28 protein-coding genes and 1 pseudogene are annotated in these 23,576 nt (G+C 54.2%); 11 read left to right on the top strand and 18 right to left on the bottom strand.

Going from position 1 to position 23,576, the window contains the following annotated elements; translation table 11 throughout:
- The 10 genes from QP990_RS06980 to QP990_RS06935 form a co-directional block, all read right to left on the bottom strand.
- On the bottom strand, window positions 1-876 hold the full coding sequence (locus QP990_RS06980) for a hypothetical protein (protein WP_239208928.1): 876 nt from the start codon (window positions 874-876) through the stop codon (window positions 1-3).
- Window positions 857-1,012, bottom strand: a complete 156-nt coding sequence (locus tag QP990_RS06975; protein WP_023021048.1) for a hypothetical protein — start codon at window positions 1,010-1,012, stop codon at window positions 857-859. Before QP990_RS06975 ends, QP990_RS06980 begins: the two co-directional genes overlap by 20 nt.
- Before the next feature lie 68 nt (window positions 1,013-1,080).
- The gene (locus QP990_RS06970) at window positions 1,081-1,287 is read right to left on the bottom strand and encodes a hypothetical protein (protein ID WP_239208926.1); all 207 of its coding nucleotides are present in this window, start codon (window positions 1,285-1,287) and stop codon (window positions 1,081-1,083) included.
- Window positions 1,288-1,773 carry a single-stranded DNA-binding protein gene (locus tag QP990_RS06965; RefSeq protein ID WP_239208924.1) on the bottom strand — a complete coding sequence of 162 codons (486 nt, stop codon included), beginning with the start codon at window positions 1,771-1,773 and terminating at the stop codon, window positions 1,288-1,290.
- A complete protein-coding gene (locus tag QP990_RS06960) occupies window positions 1,774-2,580 on the bottom strand; it encodes a hypothetical protein (protein WP_239208922.1) in 807 nt (268 codons plus the stop codon).
- A gap of 2 nt (window positions 2,581-2,582) precedes the next feature.
- The gene (locus tag QP990_RS06955; RefSeq protein WP_239208920.1) at window positions 2,583-2,789 is read right to left on the bottom strand and encodes a hypothetical protein; all 207 of its coding nucleotides are present in this window, start codon (window positions 2,787-2,789) and stop codon (window positions 2,583-2,585) included.
- A complete protein-coding gene (locus QP990_RS06950) occupies window positions 2,786-2,956 on the bottom strand; it encodes a hypothetical protein (RefSeq protein ID WP_023021043.1) in 171 nt (56 codons plus the stop codon). The genes QP990_RS06955 and QP990_RS06950 overlap by 4 nt, the downstream gene beginning before the upstream one ends.
- The gene (locus QP990_RS06945; protein ID WP_284798779.1) at window positions 2,956-3,867 is read right to left on the bottom strand and encodes a YqaJ viral recombinase family protein; all 912 of its coding nucleotides are present in this window, start codon (window positions 3,865-3,867) and stop codon (window positions 2,956-2,958) included. Before QP990_RS06945 ends, QP990_RS06950 begins: the two co-directional genes overlap by 1 nt.
- Before the next feature lie 297 nt (window positions 3,868-4,164).
- Entirely contained in the window at window positions 4,165-4,335 is a 171-nt protein-coding gene (locus QP990_RS06940) for a hypothetical protein (protein WP_284798778.1), read from the bottom strand.
- 231 nt (window positions 4,336-4,566) lie between these two features.
- On the bottom strand, window positions 4,567-4,785 hold the full coding sequence (locus tag QP990_RS06935) for an excisionase family DNA-binding protein (RefSeq protein ID WP_239208913.1): 219 nt from the start codon (window positions 4,783-4,785) through the stop codon (window positions 4,567-4,569).
- A gap of 329 nt (window positions 4,786-5,114) precedes the next feature.
- Here QP990_RS06935 and QP990_RS06930 point away from each other — a divergent pair, with 329 nt between their 5' ends.
- The 3 genes from QP990_RS06930 (at window position 5,115) to QP990_RS06920 (ending at window position 6,322) form a co-directional block, all read left to right on the top strand.
- Window positions 5,115-5,354: a hypothetical protein gene (locus QP990_RS06930; RefSeq protein WP_239208911.1), complete on the top strand. Its 240-nt coding sequence runs from the start codon at window positions 5,115-5,117 to the stop codon at window positions 5,352-5,354.
- 114 nt (window positions 5,355-5,468) lie between these two features.
- On the top strand, window positions 5,469-5,609 hold the full coding sequence (locus QP990_RS06925; RefSeq protein WP_239208909.1) for a hypothetical protein: 141 nt from the start codon (window positions 5,469-5,471) through the stop codon (window positions 5,607-5,609).
- 476 nt (window positions 5,610-6,085) lie between these two features.
- Window positions 6,086-6,322: a hypothetical protein gene (locus QP990_RS06920; protein ID WP_239208907.1), complete on the top strand. Its 237-nt coding sequence runs from the start codon at window positions 6,086-6,088 to the stop codon at window positions 6,320-6,322.
- A 415-nt stretch (window positions 6,323-6,737) separates the two neighbouring features.
- Here QP990_RS06920 and QP990_RS06915 read toward each other — a convergent pair whose 3' ends face one another.
- Window positions 6,738-7,454, bottom strand: coding sequence for a Rha family transcriptional regulator (locus QP990_RS06915; RefSeq protein ID WP_284798777.1), 717 nt, complete (start codon window positions 7,452-7,454; stop codon window positions 6,738-6,740).
- Window positions 7,455-7,894: 440 nt separating this feature from the next.
- Here QP990_RS06915 and QP990_RS06910 point away from each other — a divergent pair, with 440 nt between their 5' ends.
- The 7 genes and pseudogenes from QP990_RS06910 to QP990_RS06880 all read left to right on the top strand — a co-directional run bounded on the left by QP990_RS06910 (window position 7,895) and on the right by QP990_RS06880 (window position 13,342).
- Window positions 7,895-8,344, top strand: a complete 450-nt coding sequence (locus QP990_RS06910; RefSeq protein WP_239208903.1) for a helix-turn-helix domain-containing protein — start codon at window positions 7,895-7,897, stop codon at window positions 8,342-8,344.
- Window positions 8,334-8,750, top strand: a complete 417-nt coding sequence (locus QP990_RS06905; protein WP_239208901.1) for an ImmA/IrrE family metallo-endopeptidase — start codon at window positions 8,334-8,336, stop codon at window positions 8,748-8,750. The genes QP990_RS06910 and QP990_RS06905 overlap by 11 nt, the downstream gene beginning before the upstream one ends.
- Window positions 8,751-8,764: 14 nt before the next feature.
- A pseudogene (locus QP990_RS06900) lies at window positions 8,765-9,854 on the top strand (type I restriction enzyme HsdR N-terminal domain-containing protein).
- A 210-nt stretch (window positions 9,855-10,064) separates the two neighbouring features.
- On the top strand, window positions 10,065-10,439 hold the full coding sequence (locus QP990_RS06895) for an ImmA/IrrE family metallo-endopeptidase (RefSeq protein ID WP_324291890.1): 375 nt from the start codon (window positions 10,065-10,067) through the stop codon (window positions 10,437-10,439).
- 810 nt (window positions 10,440-11,249) lie between these two features.
- Window positions 11,250-11,666, top strand: a complete 417-nt coding sequence (locus QP990_RS06890; protein ID WP_023021030.1) for a hypothetical protein — start codon at window positions 11,250-11,252, stop codon at window positions 11,664-11,666.
- 182 nt (window positions 11,667-11,848) lie between these two features.
- Window positions 11,849-12,163 carry a hypothetical protein gene (locus tag QP990_RS06885; RefSeq protein WP_023021029.1) on the top strand — a complete coding sequence of 105 codons (315 nt, stop codon included), beginning with the start codon at window positions 11,849-11,851 and terminating at the stop codon, window positions 12,161-12,163.
- A 78-nt stretch (window positions 12,164-12,241) separates the two neighbouring features.
- Window positions 12,242-13,342, top strand: coding sequence for a tyrosine-type recombinase/integrase (locus QP990_RS06880; protein WP_239208756.1), 1,101 nt, complete (start codon window positions 12,242-12,244; stop codon window positions 13,340-13,342).
- 139 nt (window positions 13,343-13,481) lie between these two features.
- Here QP990_RS06880 and QP990_RS06875 read toward each other — a convergent pair whose 3' ends face one another.
- The 4 genes from QP990_RS06875 to QP990_RS06860 form a co-directional block, all read right to left on the bottom strand.
- Window positions 13,482-14,855, bottom strand: coding sequence for an NAD-dependent succinate-semialdehyde dehydrogenase (locus QP990_RS06875; protein WP_284798776.1), 1,374 nt, complete (start codon window positions 14,853-14,855; stop codon window positions 13,482-13,484).
- Between the two features lie 98 nt (window positions 14,856-14,953).
- On the bottom strand, window positions 14,954-16,159 hold the full coding sequence (locus QP990_RS06870; protein ID WP_284798775.1) for an oxygenase MpaB family protein: 1,206 nt from the start codon (window positions 16,157-16,159) through the stop codon (window positions 14,954-14,956).
- A 43-nt stretch (window positions 16,160-16,202) separates the two neighbouring features.
- Complete coding sequence (locus tag QP990_RS06865) at window positions 16,203-17,570, bottom strand: oxygenase MpaB family protein (RefSeq protein WP_284798774.1); 1,368 nt, start codon at window positions 17,568-17,570, stop codon at window positions 16,203-16,205.
- 44 nt (window positions 17,571-17,614) lie between these two features.
- Window positions 17,615-18,982: an oxygenase MpaB family protein gene (locus QP990_RS06860; protein WP_284798773.1), complete on the bottom strand. Its 1,368-nt coding sequence runs from the start codon at window positions 18,980-18,982 to the stop codon at window positions 17,615-17,617.
- Between the two features lie 465 nt (window positions 18,983-19,447).
- On the opposite strand from QP990_RS06860, the gene QP990_RS06855 reads away from it, so the two are divergent.
- Window positions 19,448-20,515, top strand: a complete 1,068-nt coding sequence (locus QP990_RS06855; protein WP_284798772.1) for a PDR/VanB family oxidoreductase — start codon at window positions 19,448-19,450, stop codon at window positions 20,513-20,515.
- Between the two features lie 11 nt (window positions 20,516-20,526).
- Here QP990_RS06855 and QP990_RS06850 read toward each other — a convergent pair whose 3' ends face one another.
- The 3 genes from QP990_RS06850 to accB all read right to left on the bottom strand — a co-directional run bounded on the left by QP990_RS06850 (window position 20,527) and on the right by accB (window position 23,576).
- Window positions 20,527-21,450: a DMT family transporter gene (locus QP990_RS06850; RefSeq protein WP_284798771.1), complete on the bottom strand. Its 924-nt coding sequence runs from the start codon at window positions 21,448-21,450 to the stop codon at window positions 20,527-20,529.
- Between the two features lie 167 nt (window positions 21,451-21,617).
- Window positions 21,618-22,991, bottom strand: coding sequence for an acetyl-CoA carboxylase biotin carboxylase subunit (gene accC / locus QP990_RS06845; RefSeq protein ID WP_284798770.1), 1,374 nt, complete (start codon window positions 22,989-22,991; stop codon window positions 21,618-21,620).
- 33 nt (window positions 22,992-23,024) lie between these two features.
- Window positions 23,025-23,576, bottom strand: coding sequence for an acetyl-CoA carboxylase biotin carboxyl carrier protein (gene accB / locus QP990_RS06840; protein ID WP_023021021.1), 552 nt, complete (start codon window positions 23,574-23,576; stop codon window positions 23,025-23,027).

The raw sequence follows: 23,576 nt of genomic DNA, 5'->3' as shown, positions 1-23,576 counted from the left end.
CTAGAAGGGCGGTTCGAGTTGTTTCGTTCCGGTGGGTTGTGGTTTTTGTGCTTCTTGGGCTTCGAGTTCGCGTGCCATGCGTTCGCCTAGTTCGATGTAGCGCTGGGATTTGGATTTTTGAGGCTGGCCGGTGGTGTTTTGTTTTTGTCGGCGCATCCAGACTCGCCATGTTGCGTCCCAGTCGGCTTTCCGTGCCTTGGCTCCAGTGATGGAGTGCCAGTAGTCGCAGAAGTTCTCGTGTTCGGTGGCGAGGTCGAGGTCTGGTCGTTCTGTGCGGATTTTGTTGACGGTCTCCGGTTTTGGTTCCCAGCCTCTGGGGAGGGGGTGATTCTTTTTGGGTTTGGTGGTTGTGTCTGGGCTGGGGCCACCATCCGCTTTTGCGGTGGTGGTCTCTACTACAGAACCTTTAGGTTCTGTGGTCGGGCCGGGTCGGGTCGGGGCGGGGCGGTGTGACACCGTTCTGTGACTCACAGCGATGTCACGTTGACCTGTCACATGTGAGTCACGCGTGACATTTTCGCGTTCTCCCTGCTCTTGGCGTTTTCGGTAGCGCGATTTGCGTTGCCTTTCGGCGGCTTCTTCGCGCTCTTTTAGCTTCTGTTCGCGACTGGGTTGCCACCCATTCCAGTCGTGAAAGCGGAACACTTTCGCACCGTTTTCGGACCTACCTTCAACCCAAATGCCCGCAGAAACGAGCGCATTTATTTGAGATTTCGTGCCTTTAAATCGTTTGACTTGGCTTGCCGGGATGACTCCGTCGGTTAGATGTTTGCCGCACCATGCGCCCGATTTAGTCCACAAACCGATAGCAGCGTTAGGCACGTCAAGAAACTTCGGATGGTCGTAGAAGCCATCGTCAACCTTGAACCAAGTCATCGTCTTGTACCTCCTTTTCTATGGATTGGAATAACTGGATTAATGCATCGAGGAAGTCCGGCCTAGCGCAGTACACGTCTTGGGATTCCAAGTAGGCGCGCATGTCCTGGCGGGCACGGTGGTCAGGGTCAGTCATGGATAAAGTCCGTTGGGGTTAGAAATAGACCCCGCCTGTGGACTATTGAGGTCCTGAACAAAACGGGGTTATGTGGTGGGGTCGACGAGGACGGTGGAGGTTGCTTTGAGAGTGAAGCGTCCGTCTCTGGTGGCCCCGTGAACTGTGCCGTCGTATTCGGCGGCGTAGGTGATGCGGTCGGCAATCTTCTCTGGGTCAAAGGTAGAGGGGAAAAGAACCACCCTTTTGCCCTTGTATTCGGGAAGTTCGGCGGCTTGAATCTTTACATACCCCATTTAAAATGGTGGCTCCTGATTCTGCTGTCCCGATTGTGCCGGCGGGGTCGACCACGCCCCGCTAGCAGCGGTTTGTCCATTCTGCGCGGCGTTATCCCACGACTGCTGCGCCTGGCTGGGCTGCTGCTGCGGCGCGGTAGGAAGCTTGTAAAAGCGCGTAGCACGGAACTCGACCTTGCTGCGCTTTTCACCGTCCTTGGTTTCCCACGAGCGAGTCACAAGCTTGCCAGTAACCGCAACCTGGTCACCCTTTTTCAAATCAGCGGCCATCTCAGCCCACGGGGTGGGATTCTGCTTATTGCCTTGCTCGTTCCAGATGGTTACATCTAGGTACATGCTGCGAGTCTTTACCCACTGGTTCTGCTCCTGGTCAAACCTATTGTCTGAGCTAGCTAGGGTGAAGTTAGCCACCGCGGCGCCCTGCGGGGTGAATCGTAGTTCTGCGTCGCGTGGGAGTCCGCCGGTGAGTGTAATGAGGTCAATCATTTATTTGTTCTCCTGCAGTTCGTTCCAGCGGTCGCGGCCAAGGTTGATTACTTTTTGGGGCACATCACTTTCTTCGCGGATTTCGTTCATGAAGTCGGTGACTGCCTCAGCACTAGTCAGCTCTGCGAGTGCGGCTTTTACATCCCGCACGAACTGGTCATCTTCCGGTTCCTGCTCGGGCTCCTGCCGCATCTTTGGTGCCGGCGCGGAGACTGCTTGAGCAGCTACATCCTGACGAGTAGCGTTCATCTTTACCGGCTCCAATTCCAGGTCCTCGGCAGCGTACTTAATGCCCAGAAGAACGTTAGGGGCAAGGCGGCGAGACACTTCCGAAGCGGCCTTGGCGTACAACATGGCCTGCGGGTCGGTTTGATATCTCTTATTAGAGGTATAGCCTGCCTTCTTAGCACGGTCGATAGTCCACGTGGACGACTCCTGCTCCCCACTCGGCGCCACGCCACGCACCGTTACAGACTCATCACTGGATTCCACTGTCTTGAACTTATAGCCCTTGCCCTTAAGCAAAGCCACCATAGTTCGAGCGTAAATAGCTGGCTGCCCATGAATGACGAATACTTGCTGCAAAGCCTGTTGAGGCTTCAGCCCAAGCTCGGCACCATAAAGGATTGCGGCAGCACCATCATCAGGCTTACCGCGAAAAGTCTGTGGCACCATCTGGGTATTACATAGGACAGTCGCCAATTTATGTGCGGCATCCATAGCTTCAGCCTGGCGCATGAGACCGCTAAGTCCATTATCACTGAGCTCAGGCATAGAATCGTTGACAGTATCAAGTTGATTATTCACTGTTAGATGTTCCTTTCGTCGTCGAATCGGTCGAGGGTGATTTCTGTGAGTGTGAGGGCGGTTTCCTCATCGTGGCCGCGGGCGGTGAAGCACTCCATGAGGTAATGTGCCTGGTCGGCAAAAGCAGTCAGCGCCGCATAGTTTGCTTCTGTCACGGTGCGTGCGACTTCGAGTCGTCGCCGCGGCATATCACTCGGAATTGGAGTCATAGTTTCTGGCGCTCCTTGTCTGCTTGGTCGTGGATTTGTTGGTAGAGGTCACGCATTTCTGGGAACGTGTCTCCGTGGTCGCGCATCCAGTCGAAGGCTTCGCATTGTGCTCTGTTTAGGGCGCGGTTCTTTGCCCCCTTGCTTGGTTCTGTGGTGTAGATGCTCATTAGTTGACGACCTTTGTGAGTCGGAGGCGTGTGGAGCCTCGGCGGGTTTTGGTGTTGAACTCGGCGTAGAGGTCCGGGTGGGCGGTCTTAAACGCCTTAGAGTCGAATGTCTTAGAATCCTTGGTGGTGGACACACTCACCTTGTAGCCGGCGTGCGTACCCGCGTAGGAATCACCGAGTAGTTTCAAAAGGTCTTTCTTGTAGGTCTTGGCTAGGTCAGACCAGCTGGCGGATTTTTCTTCCGCGTCCGCTAGTTGCGCTACGAGGCCTTCTACCTCGTCGGCGTCTTCTAGGCTGGTGACCTCACCCATCCAATCCGGGGTAGTGCCTTCCAGCCAAGCGAACCACTCGGCGGCGGTGCGTTGCATGCCCTCCACCACCTTGGGGTCATAGTGGATTACCTGATATTCGTACCCGTCCGGGGTGAACTCGCCGTCCTGCTCCTGGTAGTACTCCACTAGCAGCACGCACGCCTCGGCGCCCGCATGCCACATGTTTGCCTGCACCTGCAGGTAGTACCCGTCGGGGCACCAATCATGCCAATACCCACCAGTGAACGGGTGTTTAGCGGTTTTAATCTCACCAATGACCTCCCCGTCCTCACTGAAAAGGTCTGGGGTGCCACACAGGCGCTCATCATCTTTGTTGATGATGATGGTTTGCGGGTCCGCGTTGTACACAAGACGCGAATCAACCTCCACCACAAGCGGCGCCAGCACGGGTTCGCGGGCAGTGCCCCAAACCGTGTAGTCATTACCGCCCCACCGCTTCCCTGTTTCTTTCTGCTCGCGCAGCTCCTGCCACTGTCTAGCAGTCCTGCTTAAATGCAGGTCCCTTAGCTCCGTTGAGGTGAGGTGCTGACGGCGGAACTCGAACCACTCATCATTATTCTCTGGTTTGAATGTCCTCAATTTAGTTCTTCCTCTTAAAAATCGTGGTGCCCTTATTCGACTCACGCAGAACTTTCTTCGCATTCCTCGCATGGCGCTCACAGAACCGGAACCCAACCCCTACACCAGGAATGTCCTCACCCTCAAGTAGGCAGTTCGCATAAAGGCAGCGGTCCCGCTGCTCATAGCAGCGCTTGATATACTCCCTCGCTGCCCTCACCGTCTGATACCTACGCGGCGCATCCCCAAGGTTCACCACCCACTCCCCCTTATAGAGGACAGGGTGAAACTTCTGGTATGCCTGTTCTAACGTGATTCCTACATCCATACTGGCGGCACCGAAATAACCCAATGGAAAACAAATCCAACCATGCCGCCAAACACGCCAGTAGCCCAACACAGGCGAACCCGCTTAGCGGCAACATCCTGCCAATACGCCAACTCCTTATACGTCGGCTCCCAGCGCTCCGAGCGATTACTTACGCACATGACAAAACCTCCTCTCATAAGCAGAAATCTGGCCGGCCACACTATTGGCACCACTAGCAAGCGTGAGAATTTGACGACGAGTCTTCTCAGGAAGATGAGCAAGGTTGTAAATCGTCTTCAGCCGAGCCTCAATATCCCTCATATAAGCCTTCGCCTCAGAAGCCGTAATCTGACGCATCATCTACCTCCAAATCATGACAAAAGTTCGATTAGTTCCTTGGAACATGCGTTTTATAAAACCCATTGGTTCTCCCCCATCAAAAAAGCATCACACCACTCAGACTTGACGCGATACGTACGCCCGGCCTTCACCGAACGCAATTCTTTACGCTGCAAAAATCGATACACCGTCTCCGGATGCATACCCATATACTCAGCAGCTTCCTTCGCGGTAAACCATTTCCTGATACAATCCATAACGCCCTTTCTGGAAAGAAGAGATTGAATCACGGGTAAGGCCCCTGCACTTCTCAGTTCATGCAGGGGCCTTCACCCATGAAAACTTCCGAAAAATAAACGGGGATGCAGGTGCAGCAGAGCGCAGCAGCGGCAAGTGCCGGAAGCCGCCAAATCCTGGGATACTGCCCTTGAAGCGGTCAGTGTCCAACCCGCCCTTAACAACCCCTAGTGCGCAGCCGGGGAGTTGCACCCCGGTGGTCTTTTGTAAGCACAAATTTCTTTAGCCCCTGTAGTAGGTACAAGAAAAATGTGAATAGTTACTCCTCTGCGCTAGTACGCCCCTTCAGGCCACCTGAAGAGGCCAGATAAAATGTGAAAGCATGAACGCGTTCGAAATAATCTCCACACTCATCGCCGCAGTCTCCGCCGGCATCGCACTCTGGCAAGCAATAGACGCATCAAAATCACGCAAATCAGCAGAGACTGCACAAGCCGAAGCCGCAGAAAGCTCCGACCGAGCCGCCCGCAGCGCCGAACAAGCCGCAGCAGAACAACGAAAAATCGCCGAAGCACAAGCAGCAATCTCCGCATACACGCAGAAACTCGCCGCAGCGAACTGACGAAACGTCACCCTGCACCACGAGAGCAAAAAGAACTACGCCATCGCCAACGAAACCGGTGAAATCATCACCAACGTCAGCATCAACCCAACCAGAGACGACCAAGCAGCCACCATGAGCGCTGAAACCGCCGCCGCCCTCGACCACGGAGACGTCATCGAAGTACTCCTTGGCTTCCAGGGAAAATACGTCCTACAGTGGACAGACAGCGAAGGTAAACAGCAGCAAAAAGCAGCAATTGCTAATGCCGATTGATGTGGTTGACATAGATAGCGCACCCCGCAGAAATCAAGGCACACGCCGAAATAATAATCGGAGCAACCATACCGAAACACCTCCCCTCCACAATCAACTATCCGCCTCACGGTGTGTGAGGCCAGTGCCGCGCCCAGGACTTGCACCCGGGGAGTAGCTCATTCACGGCCTAGTGTTTTACGTCCTTGGTGGTTCCCTCCCGCTTACGGCGGGGTTCCTGCCTGTCGGCTTGGCCAATGCTTCACGGACACGTCAACGTGGTTCTTGGCCCAGTATCTTCTATCAGGACAATTCACTAATTCAGTTCTCTGTACAGCTCGGGTCTTTCGACCCTGTGCGCTACCGGGGCCACGCTCCCCGGGCGGACTACCTAGCGCTTAAAGTCCCGTGACGTTATTAACGGGTACTGATACACCCTCGATGTGACGAAAAGTGACGATATTTCAGCGCCTGCTGAGTCGGGCTAAAATAAACTCATGGCAATAACTGCACTCATAAGCGCAATAACCGGACTTGCCGCACTACTACTAGGAATCAAACAATTCCAACACGCCCGCCAATACGACGGCGCACACCAAATAGCAATGGGCTTCAGCAACTACGGAACCCCCACCATCGCCTCAGGAATGAAAGAGCCCATTGACGAAATCGAAATACAACTCCACTACCAGGGCTTCCAACCCCTCTACGGAGTCAAGATGTCCCTCCTCTGAGACAATGGCGAACACTGGGACCTCTACCCCGAGACTCAGCTTCAGCCTGGAGAAAAATTCGGCCCGAAGGTTCTAAAAATACCGTGTAGCGACCTGGATAAAGTACACCTACATGTCGCATGGCAGACTCCACATCCTGCCATTCTGAAAAACAAGATTCGGTATCAAGCACTCCGGATGAACCTGGCTCAAGAGGCTCAACAATGGCGATGGCGTCCATTCGAACACCTCCATCGGCGCCGGCACTCGCCACTCGGAAAGTGGAAGGCAATTCATAATTCCCCAACCGACCAACAGAACTTCCCCGGCTGGCCCCACGGCCCCGCAGCCAAGACCATAGACTGGTAAACATCAACAACACTCCTCTAAACGCATTCGACCAATACCGCCCACACACGTGGCTTTTACATATGCGCTAGGCGTAGTACTCATCCCACACCTGCTGCATCAGCTCCCGGTCGGCCTCGGTGTAGCCGTTAACCTGGCGCACCTGACCGTTAGGCAGGGTAAGGTCATACTTTTCTGGTTCGCGTCCCTTTTCCAGCGTGTACAGTGCCTTCATGCGCTTACCGAACATCAGCGCCACGGACTTCATCTTCTTGTTGGACAGGTTCTTCGACTTCAAAAAATCCGCCGTGTACAAGGGCCGAGTCTCCGGGTCCAACTCCGGCACCTCACCCAAACCACGAGCGAGTACAATCCTCGCCTTCGCCTCCAAATGGTCAGGATGAATCAAACCCTTCGCCGCCTGACACAACTCCATCCGCATCTGAGACTCACGCATCAAAGCGTTAATCTGGTGCTCGGCCTGTACCAGTTGATTTTCCATAGCCACAAAGGCCTTAATGAGGTTCTTCTTGAAATCAACCACTATCGGCGTATTGCGGAACAGGGTCATTGCGAACATCGCTTGCTCACGATTCAGGACCGCAATGTTGGTCTTTTGCGCTCCGCCTGCGGTTTGGCGGGTTCGCGTTTCAAACGCGACCCTTCCAAACTCTTCGAAGTCTGCTAGGTTCTTACGAATCGTTTCCAGTACGTTCTTGTGCTGAATCCCAACGCCGCTGGCGATAATCTCCGAGGTGGTGGTTAGGGTTCCATCATTGTTGGCATGAACCAGTTGGTTGTCCATTGTGATACTGTCCTTTGTGAGTGGTATTTTCCTTAGGCTTGGTGTTCCAGCACCGGGCCTTTTCTATGCGGTGAGTGCTTCTAGGTCGTCGGCTATGAGGATGCGTTCTGGCCTAGCGCCGAGGGCCGCGAGTGCTTGAAGCACGTCTGGTTTGGGTGTTCGTGTGCTTAGTGCGCGTCCCCAGGTTGAGCGGGACACGTTGGTGCGTTGTGCTAGTTCGACTGTTGAACCGATTCGGTTTATTTTTTTAACGCGTTCCACTTCGTCCAGACTGATTAAGAACTGAGCCATTTTGTTTCCTCCTTTCACTCGGTTGATTTAATATTGAACCACTGTCCGCATAATGTCAATAATGTGATTCACTATGGGGGCACTCATTTAGCGTTCGTAAAGGCAGGAATGGGTTGCGTGCGCCAAAATTGACGCACTAAGATGTAGACATGATTGATTACCGGGACTGGTATAAGTCCGCAACAGGACAACGCGTAACAGCAGAAACAATTGGCAAACTCATCGGAGCATCACGCCCGACCGTGACTCGCCGCCTCACCCAAGACGGACTCACCGCTGACGAAATAATCAAGGTCAGCCGAGGACTGCACGTAAACCCCATCGACGCGCTAGTAGACCTCGGACACGTCACCGAAGCCGAAGCCATGAGCCACCTAGACAACAACGGCAAACTATTGGACACCACTGAGGACGGGGAACTAGCCATCGAACTGGCACGTCGTCTCAACCCCGCTACCCGCGCTAATGAGATAGACGAGCTGGCTTCTCGTCGTGCGGGTGCCCCCGTGTCCGATGATGATGATTCAATGCCGTTGAGTGCGGTTGCTTATAGCGGCCCGGACGAAGACGCGGAAAGGAATGATGCGGATGACGATTAGCGCGGTAGAGCTGCACCTCCTCGCGGAAAGCATGGGCGTGCAGCTACAGCGCCACTCGGGCGGGCGCCCCGGCTGGTACGACCACCACCGACGGATAATCAGCACTCGACGCGGTCAATCCATCAGCCAATACAAAAGCGTCCTCGCCCACGAACTCGGCCACGCACACTACGGTGACACCCCAACCGGCAACGGCCACTATGACCAACGACAAGAACAACGAGCCGACGAATACGCCGCCCACCTACTCATCAATCCAGCCGACTTCGAAGCCTCCGCCATATGGCACCAAGACTGCCTACCAGCCATAGCCGACGACCTCGAAGTCACCCACCATCTGCTAAAAATATGGATGGAATTATTCCAAAGTGGGAAGTTAAACTCCCTCACCTACGCAAACCTTTAACCCCGAAGGAAACCATGAGCATCGACCAAGCCGTACAATCCCTATCGAGCAAAGTGCAAGAGCTCAAGCCCATAATTAACACCGAAGAAGCAACTAAGACTGCACTTATCATCCCCTTCATCAGCACAGTGTTGGGATACGACGTCACAGACCCCCGTGAAGTAATCCCCGAATACACCGCAGACGTGGGAGTTAAAAAGGGAGAAAAAGTTGACTTCGCCATCAAATCGGGAGACGACTTCCGATTCCTCATTGAGTGCAAGAAAATAGGCGAACCACTCAACCTCGGGCATGCCAACCAACTAGTCCGCTATTTCAACGTCACGGACACCGAATTCGCCATCCTCACCAACGGGGAAGTCTACGAATTCTATGCGCAAATAGACGCAGCAAACCGCATGGACGAAAAGCCATTCATGACGCTGGACCTCGCAAACGTGGATGCCCGTATCTTCCCCCCATCTAGAGATGTGCACAAAGTCTCGCTTTGACTCGGAAACAATAGCAGCTTCCGCAGAACAGCTGAAGTACATCTCCGAAATACGAAAAGTACTATCGTCCCAATTCAAGGAACCGGATTCCGATTGGGTAAAGCTGATAGCAAGCAGGGTCACGTCTCGCAGAATGACCACACAAAACCTACAAATATTTACTCAGCTCGTTGAAACCGCCCAATCACAATTCCTAAAAGATGAAGCCAATAGGCGGCTACGTTCTGCGCAGGACTTCGACGAAGCTTCAACGCCGAGCTATCAAAGCGTAATTGAAACACAAGAGGACGAGGAACCAGAACCTGATTCCGATGGAATCATCACCACCGAAGAAGAACTTCAAGCATTCTCTATCATTAGAGCTATCTGTTGCGCCGAAGTTCCGGTAAATGATGTGACGCTTCGCGACGCGAAAAGCTACTGCGCAATCCTCTACCAAGACAACAACCGGAACCCAATCGCCCGGCTCTACTTCGACCGCAGAACACCTCGAATCGGCATCTTCGATACAGAGCGAGACCAAAACTACTTCGATCTAGACGAAATCGAAGACATCTACAACTACGCCGAACTCCTACAGCAAAGATGCCGATTCCTAAAAGAAAATTCCTAAAGCGGGCCAACACGAGAGGACAGACAGCACAAAAGACACCTAACAGAAGTCATCAAAAAATAATCGACACTGACCCCAGGGGCAAAGGAATTCTCGACCTAATGTCTTACTCCCATTCGGGAACCCAGCCTGATCCATCACGAGTCAGTGTCTCTAAGTCAGACAGTACCTCGTCTACGCATAAACAAACAACCTTTAACACGCCAATGCTTGACGCCCGTATCGATGTGGCGCAAGCCTGCGGCTACCGAATCCGGTGGCATCGTGGTGGGCCGAAAGCAGCATGGATACCCCGCAGAAACACCATCACGCTCCGCCTCGGCATGGACGATGCGCACCCTATGCTCCCTCGCCCACGAGCTAGGCCACGCGCATTATGGTGACCCTCCCGGCCACCACGGCGCCCATGAAATCCGCGCAGACCGCTTCGCAGCCCGACTCCTCATCAACCCCACCGAATACGCCACAGCAGAAGCAATCTACGGACCACACCCAGCCGCCATCGCAGCAGAGTTAGGAGTGACCGTCAATATTTTGAAATCATGGCAACAGCTGTACACAGCACTAATGGTGAAAAGCAGTTAGCAGCAAAAGGAGGGGCCATGAGTTTCACAAACTATGCCCCTCCTCTTTTACCACTATCCCAGATAGAGCAGAAAAGGCCGCCGGATGCCTTTCTACAAGGATGAACTACGTAGCCCCAGCGGCCTTTCCTAGACCCGCCGCTAAAGTACAGAAGGAAGGCGGCGGGACTTAGGGTAAGAGTGCCCTAAAGTCAGCCAGCGTAAGAATTCTGACCGACAGCACTAAGCCTAGTATTACTAACTAAAAATAGCGACATCTCTCTCTGTGAAATTGACTTCATACCACAGGAAACAAATCCATACGCAGGATATTCAAAGTAAAGTATGGCCCACCACAATCAGAGGAAGTTAGCCTAGTAAAACGTAAAAGGCCGCTAAGAGTGCAAGGGGTACCAGCACTACTTAGCGGCCGCAACATGAGCTACTTTTCTACATTAATACAACCAACGTAGAAAAGATCAGGAGAGCGGAATCGAACTCTCAACCGGCCAGTACGTACATCCCCAGCCGGTGTCGAAAACACTAGCCGACTAAAGCTAACCCCGCAACCATTATTCAGCACGACATCAAATTAAAGAACTAGGCGAACTACTACAACCGACTTACCACCCTCATACCAAGAATTTAATGTAAGCGTCAACACTAAACACTTAGGAGTTCACCGAGGCCATCCATGGGCGCCTACACGCTTCGACCAAGCCCTCCCATTTCAGTTCCTGTGCATTCCACCACAAAACCTGACTTTTACTTTAAAATAAGCTAGCATTCCTTTTTGCGTGCTTAACACCCCCATACGACTCAAGGAGACACAATGCTACGCAAGGCAACCATCGGACTGACCACCTTGGCCATCGCCACCACCACCGCCATCGCACCAGCAATGGCAGACGACACCGTCACCTCTGAAACTACCTCTGCCGACGCTGTCGCCACCACCGAAGCCACCCCTGAACAAAACGACGCAGCTTCCTCCAAGCTCGACAAAGAAGGCATCCACGCCAAGTTCGAGGAGCTCTCCAGCAAGCACAAGGAAAACAAGCAAGACCTCGACGCTAAGCACGAAGAGCACAAGAAGAACTTCGACGCAAAGCTCGACCAGCTCTCCAGCAAGACTGAAGACTTCAACGCTAAGGTCGATAAGTTCGTCAAGAACATTGACTTCAGCAAAATCGAGGACGCACTGAAGGTCGTAGAAAAGATCATCGTAATCGCCGGCAAGCTCGCCTAACACGCGTCTTTCAACTCCACCATTGCCTCGGGCACAACACTAGTGCTCAAGGCAATTTTTTATTCCCCCATTCACCTCAAACTTGTGCAGACTGACACAAAAGAATGCAGTTTCCCCGCACAGGCACTACCCTTCTTACTGGGTAAACCTACCCTGAAAGCACCCCCCGATAAGGAGACACAATGCTACGTAAAGCAACCATCGGCCTGACCACCTTGGCCATCGCCACCACCACCGCCATCGCACCAGCAATGGCAGACGACGCAGCCCCCACCAAAGAAACCACTGCAACAACAACTACCACCACAGAAGGCAACTCCTCTCAGCCAGAGAACGCCAAGCACCAAAAGAAGGAAAAGACCCCCGAAGAAAAGCTGCAACAAGCAGAAATCGCTGCCAAGCGACTCGATAACGCTAAGAAAGGCATTGAAGTAACCAAAACCATTGTTGAGATTGGCCTCAAAGTCGGCGAATTTCTATTCCCAGTAGCCGCATAGCCCTATCTCTCCACCGGGCCCCGGCAATCCACAGTATTTGGATTGCCGGGGCTTTTATACAACACAAAGATCTCTATCATGTCTTCAATCAAGTCTTACAAGACCGCAAAAGGAAAGTCCTGGCGGGTCCAGTACCGCGACCCAAACGGCACATCCCACACAAAACGAGGATTCCGCACCAAAAACGAAGCGCAAGCATGGGCCGACAAAAACGCAGTCAATATACGCGAAAACGACTGGATAAACCCCAACGCCGGCAAAATCACCATCGAACAAATGGCCGTCCCATGGCTCACGAACATCACCCACCTCAAACCAAAGACTAAATACGACATGCTCGCTATATGGCGAAACCACGTGAAACCACAATGGGGGAACCGCCAAATATCAAGCATCAAACCATCAGAAGTACAAGTCTGGGTCTCATCACTGGACAAATCAGCCTCACTCGTACGACAAGCACACGCCGTACTAGCCCAAATCCTCGACTTAGCGGTAATGGACAAAGCCATACGCAACAACCCAGCCCGAGGAATTAAACTACCCCGCAAAACCGCCGCAAAAAAGATATACCTCACCGCAGAACAACTCGGACTACTCGTTAACGAATGCACTAAGTACAAAGAACTCGTATGGTTACTAGGCACCGTGGGTCTTCGCTGGGGCGAAGCAGCAGCCCTCAGAGTCCGCGACGTAGACGTCACGCGAAACCGAATCAGCATTGAACGAAACGCCGTCACAGTAGGCACCGAAGTGGTTATTGGCACGCCTAAGACACATGAGGTACGCGAAGTGGCTGTGCCGGCATCGGTGATGCGGATGCTTATACCGGTAATGGAAGGTAAAAGCCCGGATGAGTTGTTATGGCCGCGTCGTGATGGTTCGCCGATGAAGCCGCCTACGCATGGCAAGTGGTACTACAACGCGTTGGATAGGTGTATGGATAAGTACCCGGATTTTCCGCGTGTGACTCCGCATGGTCTTAGGCATGTGGCCGCCGGGTTGATGGTGTCGGCTGGGGCGAATGTGAAAGTTATCCAGCGTGAGCTCGGCCATTCTTCAGCGGCGATGACGCTTGATATTTACGCTGAATTGTTTGATGAGGATTTGGAGGCGGTGGGCAGCGCTGTGGATGAAAAGATTTCAGATGTCGTCAGATTGTCGTCACGTAGGGCTTGAAGAGGGTGTTTATGCAGGTTAAATAGGGTTTAGGTCACTGGTTCGAGCCCAGTTGGAGGAGCAAAAATCCCGCTTAGCTTTGCTAAGCGGGAACTTTTGTATTCAGCCCTATTACCTCTGGGCTAGAACGGCTTGTGGCCTAGTCGTTGATGTACAGATACTGCTTATTTACGAACTCATCTAGGGCAAAGACAGAAAGTTCGCGGCCATAGCCGGAATTCTTGATTCCGCCGAAAGGCAGCACTGGGGAGAAGTACTGTCCCAGGTTGACGTGAATCATTCCGGTATCGATCTGGTCAGCCACGTTGGTGGCACGCTCGGTGTCCTCAGAGAAGACGGCGCCGCCCAGACCGTAGTTGGAGTTATTGGCTAGCTCCACTGCTTCCTTTTCGGAAGAGACCTTATAGATTTCGGCCACAGGGCCGAAGAACTCCTCATAGTAGGAGTCGGAGCCTACGGGGACGTCGGTAAGCACGGTTGGCGTGTAGTAGGCCGCAGTCTCATGCAGCTCGCCACCGGTACGGATAGTGGCACCATTGTCCACGGCACGCTGGACCTGCTTGTCTAGGTTCTCTGCAGCGCTGCGCGAGGACATTGGGTAGTACTGGTTCTCTGCTGGGCTGGAAGGATCACCTTGTGCCATTCCCTCGGCGATGCGCACCATTTCATCAACAAACTCGTCGTAGATATCCTCCATGACGATGATGCGCTTATTGGAGGTGCAGGCCTGGCCGACGTTCTCGATGCGCTTGACCCAGGCTTCCTCAGCCGCCTTAGTGATATCGGCGGCATCGAGAATAATATACGGATCAGTGCCGCCGAGCTCCAACACAGCCTTCTTAAGGTTGCGGCCGGCGATTTCTGCAATGGCGGCGCCGGCGCGCTCAGAACCAGTGAGAGAAACACCCTGGACGCGCGGATCAGCAATAACGTCCGCAATCTGGTCATGGTCGGCATAAATATTGATGTACACTCCCTCGGGCAGGCCAGCCTCGCGGAAGATCTCCTCGATAGCAGCGGCGGACTTCGGGGTAATTTCGGCATGCTTTAGCAAAATGCAATTGCCGTTCATCAGGTTCGGTCCGGCAAAGCGGGCGACCTGGTAGATGGGATAGTTCCACGGCATGATGCCCAGGAGGGAGCCAACGGGAAGGCGGCGAACCACGGCCTTTCCGCCGGGTACATCGACTGGCTTGTCTTTATTGTGCTCTGCCGCATTATCCGCATAGAACTGCAGGATATCGCCGGAGAAGTTGATCTCCCACTCCCCTTCCGGGGTGGCCTTGCCCATTTCTTGGGCCTCAATCTTGGCTAGTTCACCCTTACGCTCCTTAAAGAGCTCAGCAGCACGGGAGACAATCTTGGCACGCTCGTCAATTGGGGTCTTACGCCAGGTTTGAAAGGCCTCGTGGGACTTGGCTAGTGCATCCTGGATCTGCTCGTCGGTAAAGGTATCGAAGGTTTCTACCACTTCATTTGTGGCGGGGTTGGTAACTGCGTAGCCCTTAGACATCGGAACTTCCTTCCTATGGGGTGTTGATATTGATGTACATCGCGCAGGCATTGTGCCTATCACAACAGTACGCGACTTTTGTTATCCATGTCACCGATTTAAGCGCCGACGGCCATCGAGCCATCCTTCATTTTCACGCCCTCATCCTGCTTCATGTAGGTGGCATCACGGGTAAGCATCTGGCGGACCATGTCCTCATTCTTCTGGATTTCCGCCTCGAGGGCTTCCTTGTCTTGGCGCAGCAGGTCAAAACGTTCTTGCACTAGTGAGGCTTCCATCTCCAAGATGGGCTGCATCACGGACTGCGCCACGCCACAGGCATCAGCCACCTCATCGCCGTGGATGATGCGCACGTGCGCAGCGGTCCAATCTGCAAGTGTGTCTTCTGGGAAACCAGTGAGTTCCCTAGCATTGACAACGAAGCCAGACATCAAGGCATCGACAAGCTGGCGGGCAGCCTCGTTAATCTCGCCGTCGACGGCATGGATGGCGTCCATGGTCTCCTGTGAGGCCTCTACGCCATCCTCGCCGCGGAAGAGATCGGGACGGATTCCCAACATGCGGCCGACTATCTTCCACAGGTAGAACACATCCTTTTCTTCTTCCGCGGTGAGCTGCCAGCCCATGCGGCGCAGCCCGGCATAAGGGATATATGTGAAATCAAACCAGGTGCGTAGCATGTCGAATTCACTAATCGGCGCACCATACTCGGAATAGTCCAACCCCTTGCGGTTATGTACGCGGCGTACATGAGCGTGAATCGCGCGCACCATACCGGTATGGATAAAGCCCTCCCCTCCCGGCTGCAAAGCATCCGGCAAGTAGAGCGAATAGGTCCAGTTTGTGGTGTAGGCAAGACGCTTGACGGCACCGTCAGTAAGCTCGCCAGTATTAACCAATAGGTCAGCGATGGCCGGGGTGGCATACGTATGCACCAAGGAACCAGGGCCCAGCGCCAGACCGTGGCTCAACGGCGGAATAGATAGGTAGGTGCGGCGACCGCGCTCGAGTTGTTCCGCGTCCACCCCCGCAAGCGCCTTGGTCATATCCTCAATCAGTGCCGCTACCTCAGGCAGGGTATTGTCATCGGCGGTACCGCGGGCCAAGGCCTCCCGCAGGTTGGGCATGATTTCCTTAACCGTATGACCACTGGTGAATAGGGCGTCTGCCACGGGATCCATAGCCCAGAAGGCCTCTTGGTAGCGGTCTGCGCGCTCCGTGCCATACTTTGCCACGAATTCTTCGCGGCTGCCGCGGCCAGCCGGCCATTCATTTACGGTGGTCAACGATGCTGGTGCATTCATTGTAGTTTCTCCTCATGGTGTGGTGACTGTTGGTACGGCCGGTTTAGATGCGGGCTTCCTTCGAGTCATCGTGCAGGGTGTAATCGGACTTGGTATCTGGCTCATTCTTAGCGATGTAGTCTTTGATCACCTCCGTCACCGCAGTCCAGGGAGGCTTACCATTATTGGCACGCTTAACCCTGGCCCTTTGCGCACCTGGGAGCTTGTCCCGGACGCGGGCCGCACGAGCTTCCGCTTTAGCGGCCGCCTTGAAGAGGATTCCCCAGGGCTTGAAGTTGATCTTTTCCCAGCGCGTGCCCTGCACCATAAATTTGGTGTCTTTCTCGCCGCAGATGGTAGATAGTGCGCCAAGGGCAACGTGCGGCACGAGGGGGTTGAGGCTTTCCAGGATGGACATCAGCGCGGTAGCCACACGCTCGTGGTAAGCAGAGGAATATCCGCCATTGCCATAGATGTAATCAGTCATCTTGCGCATTTCATCGCCAGTTTTAGGGATAAGGCGCTCCTCCGCTCCCATCATGTAGAGGATGTATCCCCAATACTGAGCCACGTCATCCCACTCCTGGCCGCTATGCGGACGGCCAAAGAACTCGTCGATTGCAAGCGGCATCATGCCAAACCAGCCTTCTCCAGAGACGAGGAAACTGGAGCCGATTGGACGCCCGAATTCGTTATAGTGCTCCGGACCCCACATCTTTTCCAATCCGCGGTTTGCCTGGGCATGGAGCAAACGCACGCGAACCGCCGCCTTGCGTCCCTCACCAAAGCGCTCGAAAACGTTCTTCTTTCCTAGATCCACAAAGAACTGTGCAGTCTCAATAGACCGTTGCATGGCTTGAAACTCAAACATTCCGGTCTCGCCTGTGGCCGCAGAGGTGCGATCCTCCAACGTAGTTGCCCAATAAGCAAAGGCGATAGCAAGAATCTCTGAGGTGCGGGTGACGTTGTAATAGGCTACGCGCCCGCGTTCGGCGGCCTCGAGATCTAGCCAACTTGGGATCCGATCTACTTCTTGGAAAAACTCCACCAACTCAGGGGCAGGTTCACGCACAGTATCGATGCCCTGATTTAGCGCCTGCTCGAATTTCTTCCGCGATTCCTTCGCACCATCGCGACGGAAGGCTTGGGCGAGCTTCTCACCCACCTCGTCGGTTTGCCACATGTGGTCATCTAAAAGGCGGGTTTGCGCAGTACCGTAGCCCTCCCAAGAATCTTCCACTGAGTGCCAAGAATCAAAAATATTATGGCGCAGCACGGACCAGCTCGGGGTGGGGGTGCGCCGCTTAGGTGCCGGGCGCAGCGGCATTCCATCGCGGTAAAAATAGCGGAAATCCTCATAAGGATTATCGGACATCGGCAAAATCTCTGGCTGCGTGGCTTCGCTCGCCAAGGGCTTGGTGGGGGTTGACATTCCAGTCACTTCACTTTCTAATCTTTAAGTCGGTGGCGCGGGATCTAGCGCTTTGCTTCTTTCGAATCGTCGTGCAAAGTCCAGGCCACCTTGACGTCGGGCTCGTTATTTTTGATGTATTCCTGCACTTCTTCCAAGGCGTTCGACCACGGCGGGCGACCTTGAGTAGCTTTCTGCTTCTTATAGGCTTCAGCGTCTGGTCGTTGGTCCGCTTCGCGGGCTTCTTCAGCCTCTTTACGGGCCTTTTCCTCAAAATCCTTCGCAGCCTGGCTAAAGTCCAATTCGGCCCAACGGGTCCCCTCCACCATGAACTTGGTATCTTCAGGGCCAACCAACGTGGCCAACGAGCCCAGCATTTCTAGCGGCAGATTGGGATCCATTTGTTCCACAATGGACATCAGCGCAGTGGCAACACGCTGGTGATACGCGGAAGACCGCCCACCATTTGCGTAAATGAAGTCAGTCATTTTGCGCATCTCATCACCATTTTTTGGAATGAGACGGTGCTCTGCACCCATCATGTGCAAGACATAAGCCCAGTACTGAGCTACGTCATCCCAGTCTTGTCCAGAGTGAGGACGACCGAATATCTCGTCAATGGCTAGTGGCATGAGCGCAAACCAGCCCTCACCCGAAACGAGGAAGCTCGAGCCAATCGGCCGTCCGAACTCGTTGTAGTGTTCTGGGCCCCATAGCTTTTCCAGTCCCCTATTAGCCTGTGCATGCAAAAGGCGAACGTGCACTGCCGCTTTGCGGCCTTCCCCAAAGCGATCAAAGACATCCTGTTTGCCCAAATCAACAAAGAACTTGGAAGTCTCTAGCGCGCGCTGCATCGCTTTGAATTCGAACATGCCGGTCTCACCCGTGGCCGCAGAGGTGCGATCCTCCATGGTGGTAGCCCAATAACCAAAATTGAAGGTGAGCAAATCTGCGCTTGGCGTGGCATTGTAATAAGCCACGCGCCCCCGCTCAGCGGCCTCCAGATCAATCCACTCGGGAATAGTATCTACCTGCTCGAAGAACGCAACGAGTTCTGAGGACGGTTCTTCGACGGTTTCGATGCCCTTATTTAGAGCTTGCTCAAAGTCGGCCCGAGCTTTCTTTGCGCCATCGCGACGGAAGGATTCAGCCAAAGCGGCGCCTTGTTCATCCGTTTGCCACATATGGTCATCTAGGAGTCGTGTTTGGGGTGTGTCATACCCGGCCCAGTCATCGTGGACAGTGTGCCACTTGTCAAAAATATTGTGGCGAAGCGTGGACCAACCCGGTTTGTCTACGCGCCGCTTAGGCGCCGGGCGTAGCGGCATTCCATCGCGGTAAAAATAGCGGAAATCCTCATAAGGATTATCGGACATCGGCAAAATCTCTGGCTGCGTGGTTTCGCTCGCCAAGGGCTTGGTGGGGGTTGACATTGCAGTGGCTCCCTTTCTTCACTCAAGTGTGAGACCACACACTGTTGAACAATATGTGCTCTATGTCACCTTTAATACGTAGTGGTCATCGTATAGAGAGTCAGATCGCACCGCAATGGAATTCGCGGAGGTTTACCCATTTTGCTCTGCTTTAAACTTTCAACAGTGGACAGAAGGGCTTGAATTACACCCCCCTACCATGAGAAATAAGACAGAAGGATGCGCCAGGAAATCTTTTAATTTGAAGCCTTCACCCACCCATGTGGGTGTATAGAATGCGCTTAACTGGCCCAGTGTTACTACATGAGTGACATAGCACTCAGTTAGTGGCTACTATGTCCTCAATTACTTTAAAAGCTGAATGGCGTGAAGTGGTGCCGCGAGATGCGAATGAGCCGCACAGCGTTAGAACGCTTCACAGGCTTCCCTCGCTCCGCCCACGCCATTGAGCAGAAAGGGGCCACAATGGACGAAACTTCCTTAAAACACTCTCCGGCACGAGGCACAGCAAAACGGAGCGAAGGTTCGCGGCTGCGGGCCACAGTACAGCAGGTCACCCCAGTCGCTGATGACCTTATGGTGCTGGAATTCTGCTTTAAGAAAGGAGCGAAACTCCCCGACTACTCCCCTGGCTGCCACGTAGACGTCACGCTCACTGGGCCAGAAGAAACGGAATTAGTGCGCCAGTACTCCGTTTTTGAAATGCCATCCAAGGAGATCTCCAGTTGTGACGCCGGTGCACATTTAACTTACGGCATCGCCGTTAAACGCGAAGAGAATTCGCGGGGTGGCTCCCTTGTCATGATGCAACTTCGCGCGGGCGATGAGTTACTCATCTCCCCAGCGCACAATAACTTCGAACTCGTTGACACCGCCAGCTACTATGTACTCGTCGGCGCCGGTGTGGGTATTGCGCCTATGCTATCCATGGCCCAATCGCTACAGCGCCAAGGCAAACCCTTCATGGTGCTTTACTTTGCCTCTAGCATTACCCGCGCCGTACTCCTGCCCCAATTGCGCAGCATATGCGGCGATAGTCTCATTGAAGTTTTTGGCTCACCCCGTGCACGGCAAGAAGAAATCTACCGACACCTATTATCCCAAGCCCCGCAGGAAACAGTGTTTTATGTATGCGGTCCACAAGAATTCATGTCCGGCGCGAAGGAGGTAGTGCTGGACTACCTGCCCCACCAGAATTTCCACTGGGAAAACTTCCACCCTGATATGGAAGCGCTTAGCGGAGAGAAAAATGCCAGTGCAGGCGATTGCGCTTTCGACGTGGAATTTTGTGGGGAAACCGTACACGTTCCAGCCAATGTCACTGTACTCGAGGCACTCGAGGAAGCTGACTTGCCGGTGATGTCACGTTGTTTAGAAGGCACCTGCAGCACCTGCGTTATGAAAGTGATAGAAGGCGAGCCAGATCATCGAGATTCCGTCTTTAATGAGCAAATGCATGCAGACGGCGCCTTTGCGCCCTGCGTTTCACGGTCACTGGATAGACGCCTGGTGCTCGAGCGCTGGCGCCGCTAAGGCACTACGTTTTAGAGCGAACGCACCATCACGACCCCAATGATGACTAAGGCCAGTCCCACTACGCGGTGAATAGGGGGCAGTCCCCGGCGCGCATGCCCCCAGCCGAGCGACTCTACTACCTGACCGCACACAATTGATCCCACCAACGATCCAATCACGGTCGTTCCCGTGCCCAAGATGGGAGAAAGCGTAGCCCCACCAACCACGAAGAGTGCCCCAAGGACTCCACCGAACCACATCCACCACGGACCAGGGGCGGGACGGGTGAAAAGAGCACGCCGCGGACCTCGGGGGGCGATAGACAGCACTGCAAGCAAGAGCACGCCGACTGCTAGAGAAACCTCGCCGGCGGGAAGGGGGTTGCCCAATGCACGGCCGAGGAAGCCGTTGACAGCAGTTTGGGTTGCTGAGCCCATTCCAATAAGAACCCCAAAAAGCCGCCACAACCACAGCTTCACACCACTGGCTGTAGCATGCGTAGTAGCGGCACCGCGCCCGATTTCCAATACCAACGCGATTCCGACCAACACCACGGCCACTCCGAGGATGCGCAGCGGGCCGACTCCAACGTGTGGGGAATTGAATATGCCGGTGGTATCGCAAAGCAGACCCATTGTTACCTGCCCCAAGATAGGCAAGATAACGGTCTCCACACTGCCGATGCGAGGGAAAAGCAGAATATTTCCCACGATGAAGGAAACTCCCATAAACCCGCCGAGCCACACCCACCAGGGCTGTTGCGCAGCGGTGGCTAAATCCGGAATTAGGTGACCGGTGAGCGCAAGAGCAATAAGCGCAGAAACGAACAAGCCAATAATAAAGGAAAAGAATCCCGCCACAATTGGGGAGCCAACACTTTCACGAAACCGCGTATTAATGGCCGTCTGTACCGGCACTATGGCGCCGACCAGCAGGGCGGCAATGACCAACATAGGGCGTCCTTTCTTATAGGCAGCTGGGGGCATCGCCAAGCATGGCTTCTGCCACATTGCACAATGCAGAAACACTGAAAGTGCAGGCCCAGGGTTGTGGGACCTGCACTCTCGGAGAGGCGGCAGCACTGCCATGAGATGGTGCGGGCTAGCTACCAGAAGATTTATTAATCCGTGGGAATGGAGTCAGTGTTCTCCAGTAGCTTGGCCACATAACCGGTATTGAACTCACCGCTGCGGAACTTTTCGCTATCGAGCAACATCGCCTGGAACGGCGCAGTCGTCACCACGCCCTCCACCTCTAGCTCATCGATAGCGCGCAGCATTCGAGCGATGGCTTCATCGCGATCTTCTGCCCACACGATAAGTTTGCCGACCATAGAATCATAGAAAGGTGGGATCGTGTAGCCGGTTTCGATGTGGGTATCCATGCGTACACCAAAGCCGCCTGGAACGCGATAGTGTTCGATCTTGCCGGGGCGAGGAGCGAAGTTTTGGTTCGGGTCCTCAGCATTGATGCGGCATTCAATAGCGTGGCCGCGTATCTCAATATCATCCTGCCTGATGGACAACTTCTGTCCGGAGGCAATGCGTAGCTGCTCCTTGATAAGGTCCACACCGGTAATCATTTCCGTAACCGGGTGCTCGACTTGGATACGGGTATTCATCTCGATGAAGTAGTACTTGTTTTCCGTGTTGTCGAACACGAACTCGATGGTACCGGCGTTTTTGTATTTAACTTCCTTGCACAGGTTGATGGCAGCTTCCTGCATCCCCGCTCGGAGTTCCTCGGTCAGGACCGGGGACGGGCCTTCCTCAATAAGCTTCTGGTTACGGCGCTGGGAGGTACAGTCACGCTCTCCCAAGGCCACGACGTTCTCTCCATCCGAAAGCACCTGGATCTCAATGTGCCTAATATCGGTGAGATAGCGCTCGATGTACACCGAGGGATCGTTGAATGCGGATTCGGCCTCGTTCATGATCTCATTGAGATCCTTTTCCAGCGTTTCCTCGGATTCAACCACGCGCATGCCGCGACCGCCACCGCCGGCCGCAGCCTTAATAAGCAGAGGGAAGCCTGTGTTGCGGGCGACTTCCATCGCCTCATCAATTTCGGTGACTACTCCATCGGAGCCGGGCACGGTGGGCACCCCGGCAGCTTGCGCGATGCGCTTTGCCTCGATCTTATCCCCCATCAAACCGATGTGTTCGGCAGAGGGACCGACAAAGCCGATGTTTTCTTCTTCCACCATGCGTACAAAGTCGGGCTTTTCAGATAGGAATCCGTAGCCGGGATGGATGGCGTCAACCTTAAAAGCCATGGCCGCAGAAAGGATGAGCTCGGGGCTGTTATAGCTTTTCGCGGCGTTGGCTGGGCCGATGCAGACCGCCTTATCAGCTAGTTTGACAGGCAAGGAATCCTTATCACCCTCGGAGTAGACGAGGATGGATTTTATCCCCAGCTCCTTGCAGGCGCGGATAACGCGCAAGGCGATCTCGCCGCGGTTGGCAATCAGAACGCTATTTAAGAGATCTGACATGTTTTCCTCCAGATCGGTGTGTGGGAACGGGGTTTACTTTGGTTCGATGATCATTAGTGGCTGGCCGTGCTCAACGGCATCCTCGTTGTCCACGAGGATTTCCTTGACAGTTCCGGCAAACTTGGCCTCAATATTGTTCATCAGCTTCATAACCTCGACGATGCACAGCACCTGTCCTACCTCGACCTCATCGCCAACTTTGACGAATGGGTCCGCGCCCGGCTTCGGGGAAGCATAGTAGGTACCGACCATAGGAGCGGTGACGGTCTCGCCCTCTGCTGCCGGAGCTCCGGAAGCCTTTGGCTCCTCCTGAGCAGCGGGTTCTTGTGCAGCGGGAGCTGGTGCAGGCTCCGCTTGGGCCGGCGCCTGCTGTACGGGAGCTTGCTCTGCTGGGGATGCGGATGGAGCAGCTGCAGGCGCGGCAGCTGGTGCCGGAGCCGGGGCTGGGCGGTCGAGGCCGCCAGGCGTGCGGGACATGGCGAGTTCGATGTCGCCATACTTGATCTGCAGCTCCTGGATATCATCGGAAAGGTTGGCCCACTTCAGGAGGGCCTTCAGATCCTGCAGGTTGGTGGTATCAGTCAT

It is taken from the genome of Corynebacterium sp. MSK071 (assembly GCF_030232125.1).
Classification (GTDB): Bacteria; Actinomycetota; Actinomycetes; order Mycobacteriales; family Mycobacteriaceae; genus Corynebacterium; species Corynebacterium kefirresidentii.
Note: the sequence above shows the minus strand (reverse complement) of the source record. Positions and strands in the feature narration are given on the sequence as shown.